The following is a 17259-nucleotide window of genomic DNA, read 5'->3' on the forward strand; positions in this document are numbered from 1 at the left end:
TGTCCGTGGCTTCGATGCCGGCCCGGCCGCCGCCGCAAACGGGTCTCCCAACCGGACGGGGCTGGTCACCGCGATGTGCGCCTTCCGCGGTCGTCGGACGCTGGACTGATGGTGATGGCGAGCTCGACCTGGTCGTGGTCGGCTAGCTGGCCGGTGCCGGCGAAGGGTTGAGGGTCGGTGTGCAGGACGGCGGTGACCAAGGGGGCGGGCTGGTCGTCGAGGGCCAGCGCGAGCGGCCGGGCAGTGGCCTTGGCGATCCAGCCGAGGAGGAGCCCGTTGTGCTCGACCCGGATGGCGTTCGGGTCAGCCGGGTTGCCTGAGTCTCGTACCAGGTCGAGGCGGGTTCCCGCCGGAATTCTGGCGAGAAGCCATGCATTGTTGGCGTGCCGGACGCCGCGCAGGGGGGTGGTGAATGTTCCTCGGCCGCTGAGGATGGTCTTCTGGACGCTGCGGGGGCTGCGGCGCTCGGTGCTGCGGATGAGTAGGGCCGCAATGTCGGGGGTGGTGATGGCGGTGATCTCGTCGGTGGTCAGGTCGCCGAGCCAGCCGGTGAAGTCGGAGAAGGACGGTTCGGGGACGGGGCAGTGTGCGGCCAGGTCGGTCGCGGCGCTGCGCTGGTCGATGCCCAGGCTGGCGGCGTAGCAGGCGGTGGTGGTGTCGACGCCGTACTTGAGCATGGCGGGCAGGGCGGCGAGGGGGCCTTCGGGGGTGATGCCGTAGCGGGTCTCCAGGATTTGCAGGATCGAGGAGACGGCCCAGGCCAGGTCCTGGGTGATCACCTTGTCGATGTATCTCGAGGTGATCGTGATGTCTTTGGCGTTGAGGAGTAGTTGGTAATGGCTGTGGATCTCCTGGTGCGTCCAGCCTGCCATCCAGTCACCGGCGAGAGGGACGACAGCTCCGATCGGCCGGTCCTTGGTGGTGGCGCTGCGGCGGAGTTCCTGGATCGTGGTGGCGGCGGTCAGGACGGTGTCGCGCAGAGCCGGCCATGTCGCGGGAGCGAGGAGTCCGGGGTGCTTGGTGAGGGTGTTCGCGAGCTGCTCGGCGGCGGTGATCGCGTCGAGGCCGCCTTGCAGACTCAGCCCTGTGCGCAGGATCGCTGCGCGAGCGGCCGGGTCGGGGAGCTGACGGGCGAGAGCGGCGACGCGGCGGGCGGTGAACCGGGCGAGCGGCTTGAGGGGCCAGTCCTTGGCGCCGATCTGGTGGCCGCCCAGGGTGTGCGCGAGCAGGTCGTGTGCTGCGTTTTCCAGCAGATGCTGGTCGGGAGTGTCGACGACTTCTTCGGCGAGCATCGTCAGGAGTTGCAGATCCAGGCCCTGTGCCCAGTCGGTCGTCTCTTCCTGCTCTGGGTCGGGCAGGTCGATGTCGGTCAGGTTCTGTCCGGGGACGGGGCTGGCGCCCAGTCTTGTGATGGCGAGGCGCTGGTAAAGGGAGTAGATGGTGGACCGGACTGATTCGATGTTTTTCTTGTTGAGGTAGCGGCGCTGAAGCTTTCGGGCGTCCTCGGCGTCCTTGGCGATGAGGACGACGTGGCCCTCGGTCTCCTGGAAGGCCCTGCCGGCGCGGCCGGCGGCGTTCCAGAACTCGCGGACGCCGATCTGCTCCTGGTTGCGCCAGGTGTTGTGCACCAGCACCGTCTTGACCGGCAGGTTCATGCCCTGGGAGAGGGTGCTGGTGGCGCACAGCACGCGCAGTACGCCGTCTCGGTAGGCGCGCTCCAGCAGGTGCCGGACAGGCTGCGGGACCGTGCCGTGGTGGTAGGCGATGCCTCGGAGCACCATCACGGTGAGCTCGTGCTCTTGGCCGAGATGCTCGGCGATCCGCTCCGCGAGCGCCAGGCGCTGGTTGTGCCGGGTCCGGTTCTTGCTGATATCAGCGTCCTCGCCGAGCACCGGGACATCGGTCTTCAGCAGCGCCGTTTGCAGGGCGCGTGCGGCTGCCTGTGCGTGGGAGGGCACCGTAGTGGAGACCAGCACCGGGCCGAGGCGTTCGAAGTGCAGCGCCAGCGCGGCCGCAACGTCCTTGGGGGCACTCGGGAACAGCTGCGTACGGGTGAGGTGGCGGGTGAGCACCTTGGGCACGAAGAAGTCCCTGTCGTGGGCGGTGCCGTAGCGGATGCTGCCGGTCTGCCCGTCCTTCTCCTGCCCCTGCCAGGAGAACACCCCGGTGCGCAGTTGGGAGGGCGACCAGTCGATCTCCGCGTGATTGGCGCCGTCTGCGGTGGGCTCCAGCCAGCGGGCGATGTCCTGGCCGTTGGGCAGGACGGCGGACAGCAGGACGATCCGCGTCTGTGGGGTGGTGCGGCGGATCCGGGTGAGGACCATCTCCAGGCGGAGCCCGCGTGCGGAGTGGTCGATGGAGTGTCCTTCATCGACCAGGACCAGGCGCAGTCGGCCGGCGAGTTCGGGAGTGTTGCGCAGCAGCAGGTCGAGTTTCTCGATGGTGACGACGAGGACGTCGGTGTGGTCCAGGAGTTGGTTTTCGTAGCGGACGTGTTCGGCGCCGCCGAAGAGGGAGGAGACGCGCAGGCCGACCAGTTCGAGGCTGGCGGCGAGGTGGCGTTCGACCTGGGCGGCCAGGGCGCGGGTGGGTACCACGTAGACGGCCAGCGGCGCATTCATGTGGCGCAGGAGCAGGCCGAGGGGGCTGGTGTCGGCCTGGCCATTGTCGGCGAGGGCGTGGAGGATGGCCCATTCGGCGATGTGGGTCTTGCCCGCGGAGGTGGGCATGGTGACCGTCAGGTTGTGGGCCCGGGCGTCGAGCAGTCCGGCGTCCAGGGCGATGCGCTGGGAGGGCCAGACCTGGGTGAGCGGTCGGCCGGAGACGATCAGGGCTTTGATGTAGCGCTCCCAGGTCTTTGACCAGGTGGAGGCGCGGCGCAGCAGGAGCCACGGGGAGGTGGCGACGATGTCCTCGACGGCGTGGGCGAGGGAGTCGACCAGGGTCCAGGTGTCCGCGACAGAGGCCTGAAGGAGGATGGTCGCGGCCTGCTTCAGGTCACTGACCGCGGCGCGCCCGGCCGTGCGGTCCCCGGTGCGCCACAGGGCGACCAGGGAGCGTGCCGAGCGGCCGACCAGGCCGTAGGCGGCCAGCACGGCGAGGTCCGCCTGCTCTGCGTTGCCGGCGGCGAGCTGGGCGGTGAGCGCGCGGCCCAGGCCCGGCAGTTCATTCGCCGTGGCGGCGCCGAGGATGGCGACCGTGTCGATGTCGCGGCACAGGATCGCCCCGGAGGTCTCGGCGATCCGATACGGGGCGGCCGTGGTCAGCCCGTCGGTGTCGGGCATGCGCTCGTAGGAGAACAGCTCCCCGACTTCCCTCTGGAAGGTGCGGGCGATGGCGGTGGCGTTGGCCTGGTAGCCGGCCAGGCTCCACATCGTGGCCGAGATCGCCAGCAGTTCGGTCCGTGTCTCCGGGGTGCTGGCCCGCGCGGCCAGGTCGGCGTAGGCCTGGGCGATGTCGGGCAGGGGGCCGGGGTCTGTACGGCGCTCGCGCGGGGTGCGGGCCAGCTGCCCGAGCCGGGCCAGGGAGAGGCCGCGGCGCAGTGCGGCGGGGTCGTAGGTGTAGTGGGCCGTCCCCTCGGTGCTGATCTGCTCGGCCAGGATGTGGGAGCGCAGCTGGCCGCGCAGCGACGCGGATGCCTCTCCCGTGGACAGTGCTTCATCGCCGAGGCGCCGTACGGTCCCGTCGTCGTCCCTCACTCTGTTGCCGCCGTTCCGCTGTCCTTGCCGCTGGTGCTGGGGGCTGTCTCTGCTGCGTCATGGACGCGGCCGACGAACTCCTTGAGGTCGTCGATCTTGACGACGGTCAGCTCGGTGCGCTGGGTCACCATCGCGTCGAGGCCGGCCACGATGTCCTCTTTCCACGACCTCGCGTCGTGGACGAAGAGCATGTGCCGCTCCACCTGGCGCCTCCCTGGCTCGCGCAGCAGGGCGCCGAGCCGGCGCGCGAGGAACACCTGCCCGCGGTCAGTGCAGCGCGCCATGAGGAAATGGATGCTCTCGTCCAACCTGTCCAGGACTTTCTCCAGGCTGGCATGCGCCTCGCTGCCGACCCATTTGTCCCGGGAGGCGCGGGTCTTCACCTCCGGAACGGCGATGGTGGGAGGGTCCTGGCGGAAGCGGAACGCCAGCACGTCCGTGCCCTGCACGGCCTGGGCCGGAGTCTGCTTGTAGCGCAGCTTCAGGACCGGGACGCACCACCGGCGCACTCTGCGGTAGAAAGCGCCGGTGATGATCTCGCCGAAGTCCCCGTGCCGGATCTTGCGGTCCACGGGGAACTTGTTCTTCCGCAGATAACCCGCGACCTCCGGGGCACCCAGGTCGTCGAAGACGTTGGCGAGTTCGCCGGGGACCAGGTAGTTGCGCCTCACCTCGTGGCCCAGTCGTTCAACGAGCTCGTCGTCTTCGATCAGCCCCTCATCGGCCAGCAGCTGGTACTCCAGCAGCCCGTCCGGCTGATCCACGGCCTGCGGCCTGAGCCACTTGTCGAACACGCGCCCTTGCCCCTCCCCCGGCGCCACGCCTGGTCGGCAAGCGCACCTGGGACAAGGCTAGGCCAGTGCACGCCATCGGTCTCCATCCCGGGACGCTGACCACCGATGGAGTGGCAGTCGTTTCGGGTGAGCATGGACATCAGGAATGCTGGTCGGGCTAACTCACACCTTCTCGCGAGGCTCTCAGGACGCGGCACGCAGCTCCAGGGCCCGCTCGTCACGCTCAGCCCGTAGCCGCATGAGGCGGGCGTGCAGCTCCGTCCAGCCGTCAGGCGGCGAGGGCTCGAGCACGCGCTCCCCGTCCCACACGGGCCCCGGCACATGCCATGTGTAGACCTGCTCCTCCAGGTCGCGCTCGTCCTCCTCAAGGATGCGGACCGTGTTGATCGCGTGGGTGCCCGGCGGGTTCGTGACGGTGGTGATGAGCTGATGGTCGAAGAGGTGGGCAATACGTCTGCCCCACCAGGAGAGGGGACGCCGCGGGACGCGGTGCTGGTCCTCCCGGGAGAAGGCATGGGAGTCCATGACCCCCCGCTGGCGGATCGTCTCGAGCATTTCCCGGTGCGCGTCAGTCAGCGGTGTGCGGCGCTTCGTCTTCGGTTTCGGCTTCCGCTCAGGTTGGGGCAGCTCGGGCAGATCAGCCTCCTGGCCCAGGCGGTCCTGCATGCCGACGCGGCAGGCGGTGCGCAGCCTTCGCCTCCACAACCGCTCCCTGTCGGGGGCATCGGCGAGTTCAAGGAGCCCCGGGCAGATGTCGCAGAGCTTCAGCAGGACGCTGGTGCGATCCTGCACGTAGGGGTCGGGCTGTCGGCGTACACGTGAACGTGGCTCTGGCAAGATTTTCGTAGGCGGAGATCATCTCGGTGCCATGGTCGGCCGGTCCGCAGGACGGGCAGCCTGTGATTGTGCTCTGTTGAACTGGTCAGCTTGTTACCGCAGTTGTCCGATGTGCAGGTGGTCTCGGTTGAGGTTTCCGATGCCGTGGTGGCGGTCCGTGCCCGCACGAGATCCGGTGAACCGACGGGATGCACGGGATGTGGCCAGCTCAGCGAGTGGTGCCACAGCCGCTACGAACGGCGCCTCGCCGACGTCACGCTTGCAGGCCGCCCTCTGCGCATCGACCTGTCCGTACGCCGCCTGTACTGCGAGAACACGACCTGCCCGAAGGCGACCTTCGCTGAACAAGTGCCGGGCCTGACCGTGCGCTACCAGCGGCGGACACCGCGACTGCAGTGCCTGGTGGAGGACGTCGGCGTGGTGCTGGCAGGCCGGGGCGGATCCCGGATGCTTCGGAGCTTGAATATCAGACTCTCGCGGGTCGCCGTCCTGGCCCAGCTGATGCGGGTGTCGCTGCCGCCACTGGTCACGCCCCGGGTGCTGGGGGTCGACGACTTCGCTCTTCACGGCGGCACCTACGGCACCCTCCTCGTCGACGCCACCACCCGGCTTCCACTCACACTCTGGGAAGGACGTGACGCGGAACAGCTCGGCCGCTGGCTCCGTGAACACCCGGGCGTCGAAGTCGCATGCCGGGACGGCTCCCTCGCCTACCGGCAGGGCATCGCCGTCGGCGCCCCGGAAGCCGTGCAGGTCAGCGACCGATTTCACCTCTGGCAGGGGATGTCCCGCCGAGTTCAGGATGTCGCCTCCGCCCACCGCAGCTGCCTGCCCGCAGCCCTGCCACTGGTCAGCAAGGATGATCGTCCACCGGTCGAGGAGACCACCGAGAACGCCGCGGCAGGCAGCCGGGCCGGGCGCCATGCCCAGGACCTGTTCGAGGCGGTCCAAGCCCTGACCCGCACCGGCCGGAGCCACAGCTCCGTAGCCCGCGAGCTCGGCCTGGACCGCCGCACCGTCGGCAAATACGCCCGCGCCCGCACCTGGCAGGAGGTAATGCGCCGCCCGCCGCGCAAGCCCTCCACTCTGGATCCCTACCTCGACTACCTGCAGCAACGCTGGAACGAGGGACAGCACAGCGCGAAGATCCTGCACGAGGAGCTGCAGACCAAGGGCTATCTCGGCCACTACCAGCGCGTGAAGATGGCCGTCGCACCGCTCCGTCGTGGCCTGTCCATCGACGAGCCACGCGAGCGGCCACCCTCCCCTCGCGAAGCGGCCCGCTGGATCACCACCCACCCGCACCGCCGCAATCTCCACATCAACGAGCGGCTGCCTCGGCTCCTCGAGCGCTGCCCCGAACTCAAGCTCACTCACGACCTGGTCCGCCGCTTCGCCACCATGCTCGACAACCGCGACGCGGCACCCTTGCCGGGCTGGTTGAGCGACCTCGCAAACAGCGGACTGGCACCACTCGCCGGCCTTGCCGGAGCCCTGCACGAAGACCGACATGCCGTTGCCCAGGGGATCACGACCTCTTACAACTCAGGGGTCAACGAAGGGCGCATCACCGACGTCAAGCTGCAGAAACGCCTGATGGCCGGACGAGCCGGCGTCCCTCTTCTCCGCCACCGCGTCGTCCTGATCGCCCACCTCCGCCGACGCCATGCGGACCAGCCGACTACGTCACCGAGATGATCTCCGCCTACGAAAATCTTGCCAGAGCCGTGAACGTGCAGGACCGCGTACGGATGAACGGGCTCTGTCGCTGATCTTGTGACGTTAAGGTTTGTTCTGCCGATCGTGATCCGGCCTGCCGGCTTCTCGGGTGCTGAGCGATACTCGTGCGGTGCGCATAGGTGGATTTCCTCAGCTCGCGTTCCGGTGCGTTGTCTGGAGCGGTGCGGTGCTTGTCGCTCCGCTACTCCTGGTCGGCGGCGGCCCGGCATATGACGGGCTCATGTGGCATCTGAACCGTGAGGACGGACCGGGTCTTCTCGCCAAGGAGAGAGGCTGGGTGCATCCGGCGTATTGGGTGGTCACGAACCCTCTCGTGCTCGCCCTGACGTGGCCGACACGTCGAGGCGGTCTCTTGAGGCGTTGACGGCTGAAGCGGAGAGCAGCCGATCAGTTTCTCAGCAGGATGCGGGTGCGGAGGAGGTCGAGCTTAGCCCGGCCGTAACCGGCGCGTTTGAGTAGTTTGACCCGTGTGACCTGGCCTTCGACCTGGCCGGAGCTCCAGGTGCTCGACAGTCCGGCGACGACTGCGTCCCGGTCGCGTAGGAGTCCGCCGGCGAACTGCTGCAGGGCAGGCAGATCGTGTGCTCTGACCTGGTCGATCCATCCTTCGAGGTCTTCGCCGCGGCGTTCGTGCATGAGCGAACCGAAGCCCCGGACGTGGTCAACGGTCGCGTTGAGTTCGGGGCAGGCTTCTCGGACCTCCTTCAAGCCCACGGCCTCCTCGGGCCGCAGGTGCTCAGGTCGGGTCATGATCCAGCGCAGGGCCCGCCTTGGCTTCGGCAGCGCCGGGGATGGCGGCGTTGTGATCGAGCCCTGCTTGAGGAGGCGGACGTAGGAATTGACGACGCTCCTGTCGCCCGGGAAGCCCTGCTCGCGTACCTCTCGGTGGAGCTGGCTGGCGTTGCGGCAGCCTTGGACGAACCGCTGGTAGATGTAGGGCTTGTAGTCGTCCAGCAGGGTCTGGCGCTGGGTCACCTTCACCAGCAGCTCGTCGGCGTTCGCCGTCCGCGCGTATCGGCGAACGGAGTAGTAGTCCAGATCCAGGTCGCGGCTGATGCCGCGCAGGGAACGGCCTTGGGCGAGGAGTTCGTGGACTGCTCGGTGGCGTTCGCGGATGGTGGCGACGATGCGACGGGGGCGTCCTCGGACGTCGAGCATCCCGTCCGGCTCCGTCGGCGGTTGGGCTTTCGCGGGCTGGTGCACGGCGGCGTGAACGGCGCGGATGCAGCCGTAGTGCCCGGTGACGGTCTTCTCCACGGCCTTGGCCAGGTTGTTCCACAGGTGCCAGGCGTCCGCGACCTGGACGGCTTGAGGCGCGGCTTGCTTGGCAGCCTCGGCGTAGGCGGAAGCACGGTCGCGGCAGACAATCTGCACTTCGGGGTGGTCGGCCAACCAGCGGGCCACCGGAGCGGCCTCTCTGCCGGGCAGGACGTCAATCGGCCGGCGGGTTTCGAGGTCGACCAGCAGCGTGGCGTAGGTATTGCCCTTGAGTAGAGCGAACTCGTCGATACCCAGGACCCGCACGGTTCCCGCTTCTTCCGGCGGGCTGGCCCGCAGCAGCCGCAGCATGGTGTCCTTCGCCACCGACATTCCCAGTCTCCGAGCGAGCCGTGCGCCAGGCCGTCCAGCCAGTCCCTGCGCGACGCGGGCCAGCAGGTCTCGCAGCACCGGTGTGTGCCGCGCGTGTGGGCGAGTCAGCCCTGGTATCTGTTCGGCGAACGTCACCGCTGGGCAGTCCGCCGTCAGGCACTTGAAACGCCGGATCAGCAGCACGATCACCACCGGCAGCCCGCCCAGCGGCGCGTCCCCGACCCGCCGCTCATATCGGCCGTGTATTCGCCCTGACCGATTGCCGCAGCGCGGACATCGCGCCGTGTGCCTACGAGAACGCGCACGCAGCACGTGGACATCCACGCCCTGATCCACCCGCTCAACCACTACGTCCGCCAGATGCGGCAAGACCTGCTGCAAACCCCCTGATACGCACACCCATGCGAAACGATCGAATCATCACGGCGTCACAAGATCAGCGACAGAGCCCGTTCATCCGTACGCAGCTCTGCACATAGACGAGTACGCCGACACGGGCCACCATGGGCGCGGTTCGGCGGCTGCCCGCCCGCAGAACGCGCAGCCGGACTCGTGGTGCGGCTCGGTGGCCAGGCCGGTGACGATCGGCCAGGACACCCAGAAGGCGCCGCCGTCGAGGTACCACGATGCATCCTCGAAGCCGACCAGGAGCAGGCAGGTGTCACACAGGTCGGCTGCCGGAGCGTCGGCGTCCTGGTCCAGGAACGGTATGCGCGTGGAAGACGTGTCGTGGCGGCACCAGGAACAGGCCGGTGCGTCCGGGCGGGGATCTGCCGGAGGCTCGCGGTAGCAGAGCTTCAGGCTGTCGGGAAGGTCTGGAGGAAACGGCGAACTGGCGCTGCGAGGCATGCCCGCAACCTAGGCGCCGAACTTCAGCCCGAACCGCGTCTTGTCCGTTCGGGTCGCGTCCTTCCCGCCAGAGGGGAACCTTTCCTTGTGGGCGTTTCGCAGGGCGGGCTCGCTGATCGACAGGGCTGTCCAGGTTCCAGGCCCAATGGCAGCAGCGCGGCTACTGCGCGAAGTCTGGCCCGTCCCGTGACGACGGTGGCCGTGCTGGCCACCGCCATCCTCGACCGCCTCCTCCACCACTGCGACGTCATCTCTATCAACTGCCCCAGCTACCGGCTCAAGAACAGGCTCGCCGCCATCGAGCGCGACACGGACGCAGCCTGAGCCTGCCACGCCGCCGGCCTGAATGTCAGACCCTGTCTCTAGAGTGCGTCGGGATGGGGCCGGTTCCGGGGCCACCAGCACTGGAGAACGGCAGCCTCCCTGGTCTGCACGGGGGCGGTTTCGGCCCAACCGGCGTCCAGGCATCGTCGAGGGCCACGAGTGCAGCCTGACAGCCCGGCCCCATCCCCCGACTTCACTGCCAACGCACCACGACTGGTACACGTATCTCCGTACTCCGCGGTGCACTTTCAGGGCTCTGGCAAGATTTTCGTAGGCGTAGATCATCTCGGTGGCACGGTCGGCCGGTCCGCATAACGTCGGCGGAGGTGGGCGATAAGGACAACGCGGTGGCGGAGGAGCCGGACGCCGGCTCGTCCGGCCATGAGGCGTTTCTGTAGTTTGACGTCGGTGATGCGACCCTCGTTGACTCCGGAGTTGTATGAGGTCGTGATCCCCTGGGCGACTGCATGTCGGTCTTCGTGGAGGGCTCCGGCAAGGCCGACGAGTGGTGCCAGTCCACTCCTTTTGAGATCGCCCAGCCAGCCTGGCAGGGGTGCCGCGTCGCGGTTGTCGAGCATGGTGGCGAAGCGGCGGACCAAGTCGTGGGTGAGCCTGAGTTCGGGGCAGTGGTCGAGGAGTCGGGGAAGCCGCTCGTTGACGTGCGGGCTGCGGCGGTGCGGATGGGTGGTAATCCAGCGAGCCGTTTCACGAAGTGAGGGTGGTCGCTCGCGTGGCTCGTCGATGGGCATGCCTCGTCGGAGTGGTGCGACGGCCATCTTCACGCGCTGGTAGTGGCCGGGGTATCCCTTGGTCTGCAGTTCTTCGTGCAGGATCCTCGCACTGTGCTGTCCTTCGTCCCAGCGTTGCCGCAGGTAGTCGAGGTAGGGGTCCAGCGTGGAGGGCTTGCGGGGCGGTCGGCGCATGACTTCCTGCCAGGTGCGGGCTCGTGCGTACTTGCGAACGGTGCGGCGGTCTAGGCTGAGCTCGCGGGCCACGGAGCTGTGGCTCCGGCCGGTGCGGGTCAGGGCTTGGACCGCCTCGAACAGGCTCTGGGCATGGCGCCCGGCCCGGCTGTCCGCCGCAGCGTTCTGAGTGGTCTCATCGATCGTTGGGTGATCGTCTTCACTGACCGTTGGCAGGGCTGCGGGCAGGCATCCGCGGCGCGCGGAGGCGATGTCCTGAACTCGGCGTGACAGACCCTGCCAGAGGTGAAAGCGGTCGCTGACCTGCACGGCTTCGGGGGCGCCGGCGGTGATGCCCTGCCGGTAGGTGAGGGAGCCGTCGCGGCACACGACGTCGATGCCCGGGTGTTCACGGAGCCAACGGCCGAGCTGTTCGGCGTCGCGTCCTTCCCAAAGGGTCAGCGGGAGGCGAGTGGTGGCGTCGACCAGAAGGGTTCCGTAGGTGCCTCCGTAGAGAGCGAAGTCGTCGACCCCCAGGACCCGGGGCGTGACCAGCGGCGGAAGCGGCACCCGCATCAGCTGGGACAAGAGTGCAACCCGGGAAAGCTTGATGCTCAAGATCCGAAGCATCCGGGTTCCGCCCCGGCCTGCCAGGACCACGCCGACGTCCTCGACCAGGGACTGCAGTCGGGGTGTCCGCCGCTGGTAGCGCACGGTCAGACCCGGTACTTGCTCGGCGAAGGTCACCTTCGGGCAGGTCGTGTTCTCGCAGTACAGGCGGCGTACGGACAGGTCGATACGCAAAGGGCGGCCGGCGAGCGTGACGTCGGCGAGGCGTCGTGCATAGCGGCTGTGGCACCACTCGCTGAGCTGGCCGCATCCCGTGCATCCCGCCGGTTCACCGGATCTCGTGCAGGCATAAACCGCCACCGCGGCATCGGATACCTCAACCGAAACCACCTGTACATCGGACAACTGCGGTAACAAGCTGACCAGTTCAACAGAGCACAACCACAGGCTGCCCATGATGCGGACCAGCCGACCGTGCCACCGAGATGATCTACGCCTACGAAAATCTTGCCAGAGCCACTTTCAGAAGTACGTCGACACCAGCCCCCTGGTGGAGCCGCTGCGTCCCGGCGCCAGAACGCCACACACCCCCTCCCGGAGGATCCGACGGGATGAACGCCGCGGCACCCTCGCCCAGCGCGGCCATCCACGCCACCGTCATGGTGATCGGACCGCTGTCGGGCATCGTCATGGCTGACGGTATAAATCCTGCGGGCCTCTGCCTCCCCTGCCCCCTTCGTCACAGGCCACAAGAGGCCGCGCCCCGAGCCAAGCCGAACGTAGCGGTGGGGAGACGCGGGGCGGCCTGGAATGCAACCACCCCACCCCACCCCACCTCATCGAGCGGTCTGTCCCTCCGGAGGGTTTCCCGGGCCAGCGACCTGCGGGCATGGTCGGTGAGCTGAGACCACACCGTGCCGGGGAAACCGCGCCCATATGCGCGGGGGTCTGCTGTCGGCGCCGCGGTCCACGAGCGCGTGGGCAGGCGACCTGGCATCGCGACGGCACGGAGGTACTTCAGCGGCCCGATTCGGCGCAACCCAGAGTGCTCCTCAGTATGAGGCGAGGGCTCGCTAGGTGCGGCAAGACACAACGTGCGGCGGCTACACACCGTATCCCTGAGACCAGCAGACTTAGGCGATTCTCCGGCTCGTCACCCCCTCAAAGTGGCTGTAGATGGCTCTCCGTCCCAGACATCCGTGAGGCTAGACACTCCGCGAGCGGGGATCGCCACGCCCAGGTGCAGCCATGCTACGCACCGACCGAGAAGCCTGAATTGGTCTGCTTATACCTTGTGATGGGTGCACAACATGACGGCTAGCACTTCTTAGTTCACGACGATTTATCGACAAACCGCAGATTCGAGAGAAGGGAACTCTGCGAACGCAACGCTACACATTGCATTGGCATTTCCCCGAATACTGGCTGTTTTCGACCAAACCGACCACCAGCTTTCACTAAGAGTCACAGGAAGAGCCTCTTCCTGGAAGAGGTCCTTCCTGGTCAACGCCCCGTGCGGCCGGTAGAGATCATGCGAGAGACCACCAGCACCAACCGCCCCGGCTGACGTGCTGATTCGGCACTACCCGGGAGGACCAGTGGCCACCAGCACCGACACCGCCGGCGCACGCGCGCTCCGGGACCGCAAGTTCGCAGTCCTCACAGCCCTCCTCAATCTCGGCCCGGGCGCTCACAAGTTCAGCACGATCGCCGCGCGCACCGAGATGCGCGACGAGGCCGTCCGCCGCCGCCTCGGGCAGCTCGTCATAGCTGGCCTGGCCACCCGTACACGGCGGGGCTACTACGAGCTTTGCGAAACCACCGCAGCGATATCCAGGGCGTCCGGTCTCCTCCATCCAAGCGCCACACCCCTGCTGGATGCCCAGCGGCTCCTCGACGTCCTGCACCACCGCACCGACCGGGTCGTGCTGCTGCACACCTACGCACCCCTCACCGGTGAGCGACTCTGTATCGGCGCTGCCGGCGCAACGAGCGTCTCCTTTCGCCGCGAGCTCGCCCTCGCTTCAGGGGCCGTAGACGAACTGAGGCAGGCGCCGCTCGACTTGGACGCACCCGGTCTGGTGATGTTGGCCAACCTCGTGTCCAGCGACAGCCCCGTCCGCGAGGATCTGCGCCGGATCCGATCGATGCAGATGGCGCACTCCCCCGCTGCCATCCCGGGCTGGTCCCTCGTCTCCGTGCCCCTACGACGGCTCCCCGGCGCTCCTGCCGTCCCCGGCGCCGAGCCCGGCGTCGTCGCCTCCGTGAGCGTCCTCGCCCCGGAACACACGCACGGTGCGCACCTTGTCGCGTACGGCCGGCTGATGCACAACACCGTCTGCGCCGCTACCGAATCGTCGGTCGTCCTCACCCGCCACGCCGCCATGCCGAGTCACGCCGCATGAGCACCTCCTCGCAGAAGAGCACTTCGGGCTCCGGACCGGTGCGTGCAATCCACCGCCACTCTCCCGCTGCGACCAGCAGTCCCATACGGATCAGACGGTGGATGGACCAATCACGGGTCCTCGGGAATCGGCTGGCCTCACCTAGTGCGGAGGGGCCTATGACCTAGCCCTCTACCCGCCCGGCCGCTGGCACCCAACGCCACTACGGCCCGGCCGTGGGCCTGGTGCGGTGTTCCACCACCACACCAGCAGGCCCCTCGCCATCGCTCGACCTGCCAGTCAAGCGAGTCCCGGTCATCCCAGAAGGGAGACCGGGCGAAATCACTCCACCTCGGAGCACGGAGCCCCTGCCACGGGACTTCGACGTTCCATCAGCACGGGGAACGGATCACCCTCATGATGCAGCAGACTGCTGCCGCTTGTCACTCACCCCTGCCCATTTGTCTAGACTTGGCCCCCACCCATCGGGCTTTCGCGCGCACGACACTCGCACGCCATGGCATCAGGCACCACAGCGGTCGCTTCCAGTTGCTCCACCTCGCCGTCGCACCTGCGGGGAGGCTGGCATGAAGGTCATCGCGGCCGGCAGCACCGGCCAGACCACAGGAGATGGCAACTACCGTCAGTCGAGCCACCGTCAGTCGCACGTCAGTCCGCGGCGTACGCGCGCTCGTGGCGAGGCCTCACCTGCGCAACCCTCCACCACCAATCCCCTGCCCGCCGCCCGCACCGGCCTCCTGGCCTCGCTCCCCTCCCTTTCCCCCCGCATGCACAAGCTCCTGGTCCACGGCGACCAGGACTCGGCCTACTCCCCCAACAACCGCCAGCGCGGCGGGAAGAACACAGCGGCCTCCGACCACGCCTGGGCGGTGACACGCGCGTTGGCCGCCGACGCCGTTCGGGTGGGTTGGGATCGCGCCTCCTTCGTCCAGGTCCTCGTAGACAGCCCCTACAAGGCCGGCCACCACGCTCGCAGCATCCAGCACCGCCGCGGCTACGACAGGGCAGCCGAGTGGGTCCGCAGGGCATGGGACGGCGCGCAAGAGCACGTACGGTCCACCGACCGCATATGCACCCGCCAGGACTTCCACGCCTCCCTCGCGGCCTTCAGGGCCCGTGTCGAGCGCACCCCCTGGAAGGGCATCGCGGGCAAGACCGACCTACGCAATCTGATCGCACGAATGGAGATCTGCACCCGTTCCGGCGGCTGGGACCACACCGTCTCCGATCGTGAGCTCGCCGAACGGATGGGCTGCAGCCGGACAACCGCCCGAAACAGCAACCAGCGACTCATAGACGCCCGTCTGCTCCGCCAGCTCGACCACGGCTCCGCAACCGACGGAGCACGCTGGATGCTGATCTCGTCCGTACAGAGCATGTCTCACGCCTGGACCACTCACCAAGGGCCGAAGGCTGGGGGGGTCATGAGTGGTCCAACGGCGATACAAGCACCCGCGGAGGCAGACATTGATTCCCGAGTGGCGGCTAGGTTGATGCACCTTGACGCCTTCGCCCACCGAGGCCTGGGAGGAAGCGGGCTTGCCATCCTCGCAGCCCTGGCGGAGAGAGAGTCGCAGACAGTTCAGGAATTGCAGGGCACGGCGTCCATCACACGCCCCACCGCCTATCGGCAGCTGAGACGGTTGGTGCAGTTCGGGCTTGTAGTTCGCGAGGGGGAGGTCTACATGCTGTCCCCCACCGCTCTAGCCGGAGTCGGGGTGCCGTCCAGTACTGCTACGCCCGTCGGGAGTTGGGCCGAGGCCGCAGGCCGGCTGGGTACGGACGGCGTGGCGGATCGGCGACGTCACCGGCACGCCCTGGAACGCCTGACCTGGGCCCGTCAGCAAGAATCCGTTGCAATGCGTCGGTGTGTGCCCGTGCTTGAGTCAAGGCATCCCCGTATAGCTCAGCTGGAGCATGTGCGCGATGACGGGACCGTTGTCGATCCTGCGACCGGGGAGGTCATTGACGGGCTGTACGTCGCGACCGACGGGAGCTGGGTCTTTCAGGAGGCGGCGACGGGGGACGCAACCTCGAGCTGAAGGTGCCATACGAAGAGGCTCCTGCGTGCGATCCGGCGTTCCGAGCACCCTAGAGCTGCCCCGAAGGCCTCAGAATGAGCTCCCCTGCGACTCTAAAACCCCTGTGTGGCCGCGTGGCGCCTTAACGCGCCCACCAAGACCCAATCACTCCAGCAGGGTGGCGATAGGCCATCTCGCGCGATTTCTCGCAAACATGCAGGTCAGGGCGCCTAAATCGGCGGGCAGGGCGCCCGAAATGCGGCATATGACCGTCCTCTCGCGAGTCACCGCTTGCCACTGCCGGGCGTCGCCGAGCAGTGCTCCACGCGACGGGATTGCTCCACATGGTGGAACATAGCGCGTCGCAACAGGCCTCATTCATGGCGACGCATGCACAGTCCCCTGTCGCGAATCGGGAACCCCAGCACGCGATTTGCTAGTCGAGCCGAGATACAGATCACCACCCGCTGGGCCTCAACGCCTGACCTGTGCAGCTCCGGATGCTGGCGCCTGCCGGCTACCTACGGGCGCCGCCTGCGAACGAAGTGCTCTCAGCACCGAGGGCTGCCCATCCTTGACGGTAGAGGCATCCTCCCCCCACGTCTGACGCACAGCGGCCTCGCCGCCCCCGGAGCGCACTCTATGTGAGTGTCGTGTCCTGCAGACTCCTTGCGCAGCCACCCCCGCCGGTCGCCCAGTCAATAGTCCTCGCCAGCAGCCGCAACTTGAGGGAGCAGTGGGACTAGTCCCTTCCTGCTCAGCTGTGGTTGTAGGCCAGATGGGCGTGGCTAAGACCATCTTCCATTGCGGCGACCAGGTTCACATCAGCACAGCTCCTACCCCGGGAAGAGATAGGCGTGGCCAACGGATGCCACCTGTCGGCGAACTCGCTAAGCACCTCTCCCAGATGACAGCCGACACAGGTTTGTCATCGTCACGTAAGAGTTCTCCCCGAGTTCAACATCTCCCCCGCTTGACACTGCCCTCCCGCATCTGATCGCCGCTCTGTTGGCTGGCTCAAGACACCGGGTGGCTTCGGCCTCCGACGAGGTGTATGTGAGCCGCGGTGCCCCTCCTACAGCAGCGGCACGCATCGCCTCTGATACCTGGGCGAGCGCCCCCACACTTGGGCTGTGCGCATTCACCACGAACCCAACCGCTGGCAGACCAGATCGTCAAGGAAAGCCAACCTGAGCATTGGACCCTGGCGTGACCATGCGGGCTTCCATCTCCAGGGCAGAGGTGCATAGCCCAGGCTGATACTCACGAAGGCGCGCAACTTGAAGGTCCCTGGGCTGCGCAAGTGTCATAACTTGTCGTGGACCGCGACAACGCGTTCGGTGCTCAGGCTCAGTTCCGATGCGCTCACGAGTCTCGGTGACTGCTCGATGGAAGCCTGACCCACAGTGGCTGGCTCGATCGAGAGGTCCAGAAATCCGATCAAGTTCGGTGAGGCACTTCGTATCCACAGCCACGGTTATCCCCAGGTTCATCGTGGTATCCTCCTGGCCTTTCAGGGGCGAAAGTGT

Annotated in this window: 8 protein-coding genes and 1 pseudogene; 4 read left to right on the forward strand and 5 right to left on the reverse strand. The window is 67.3% G+C overall.

The features are described from left to right. Window positions 1-65: 65 nt before the first annotated feature. The 3 genes from ACFYNX_RS26550 to ACFYNX_RS26560 all read right to left on the reverse strand — a co-directional run bounded on the left by ACFYNX_RS26550 (window position 66) and on the right by ACFYNX_RS26560 (window position 5284). Window positions 66-3698, reverse strand: coding sequence for a DEAD/DEAH box helicase (locus tag ACFYNX_RS26550; RefSeq protein ID WP_388664775.1), 3633 nt, complete (start codon window positions 3696-3698; stop codon window positions 66-68). Further along, window positions 3695-4492, reverse strand: coding sequence for a Hachiman antiphage defense system protein HamA (locus tag ACFYNX_RS26555; RefSeq protein WP_388664777.1), 798 nt, complete (start codon window positions 4490-4492; stop codon window positions 3695-3697). The genes ACFYNX_RS26550 and ACFYNX_RS26555 overlap by 4 nt, the downstream gene beginning before the upstream one ends. Window positions 4493-4675: 183 nt before the next feature. Continuing rightward, window positions 4676-5284: a hypothetical protein gene (locus tag ACFYNX_RS26560; RefSeq protein ID WP_388664779.1), complete on the reverse strand. Its 609-nt coding sequence runs from the start codon at window positions 5282-5284 to the stop codon at window positions 4676-4678. Between the two features lie 156 nt (window positions 5285-5440). On the opposite strand from ACFYNX_RS26560, the gene ACFYNX_RS26565 reads away from it, so the two are divergent. Continuing rightward, window positions 5441-7027 carry an ISL3 family transposase gene (locus tag ACFYNX_RS26565; RefSeq protein ID WP_388665066.1) on the forward strand — a complete coding sequence of 529 codons (1587 nt, stop codon included), beginning with the start codon at window positions 5441-5443 and terminating at the stop codon, window positions 7025-7027. A gap of 429 nt (window positions 7028-7456) precedes the next feature. Here ACFYNX_RS26565 and ACFYNX_RS26570 read toward each other — a convergent pair whose 3' ends face one another. Next, window positions 7457-8983: an ISL3 family transposase gene (locus ACFYNX_RS26570; protein WP_388665068.1), complete on the reverse strand. Its 1527-nt coding sequence runs from the start codon at window positions 8981-8983 to the stop codon at window positions 7457-7459. Window positions 8984-9709: 726 nt separating this feature from the next. On the opposite strand from ACFYNX_RS26570, the pseudogene ACFYNX_RS26575 reads away from it, so the two are divergent. Next, a pseudogene (locus ACFYNX_RS26575) lies at window positions 9710-9832 on the forward strand (ATP-binding protein); the annotation flags it as partial. Window positions 9833-10113: 281 nt separating this feature from the next. Here the strand turns inward: ACFYNX_RS26575 and ACFYNX_RS26580 are convergent. Continuing rightward, window positions 10114-11760 (reverse strand): ISL3 family transposase, encoded by a 1647-nt coding sequence (locus tag ACFYNX_RS26580; protein ID WP_388664781.1) that lies wholly within the window; start codon window positions 11758-11760, stop codon window positions 10114-10116. 1142 nt (window positions 11761-12902) lie between these two features. Between ACFYNX_RS26580 and ACFYNX_RS26585 the strand changes: the two genes are divergently transcribed. Further along, window positions 12903-13709, forward strand: coding sequence for a hypothetical protein (locus tag ACFYNX_RS26585; protein ID WP_388664783.1), 807 nt, complete (start codon window positions 12903-12905; stop codon window positions 13707-13709). A gap of 767 nt (window positions 13710-14476) precedes the next feature. Then, the gene (locus ACFYNX_RS26590) at window positions 14477-15751 is read left to right on the forward strand and encodes a helix-turn-helix domain-containing protein (RefSeq protein ID WP_388664785.1); all 1275 of its coding nucleotides are present in this window, start codon (window positions 14477-14479) and stop codon (window positions 15749-15751) included. The last annotated feature ends 1508 nt before the right edge of the window (window positions 15752-17259 follow it).

The sequence above is a fragment of the Streptomyces sp. NPDC007872 genome, assembly GCF_042868165.1.
GTDB lineage: Bacteria > Actinomycetota > Actinomycetes > Streptomycetales > Streptomycetaceae > Streptomyces.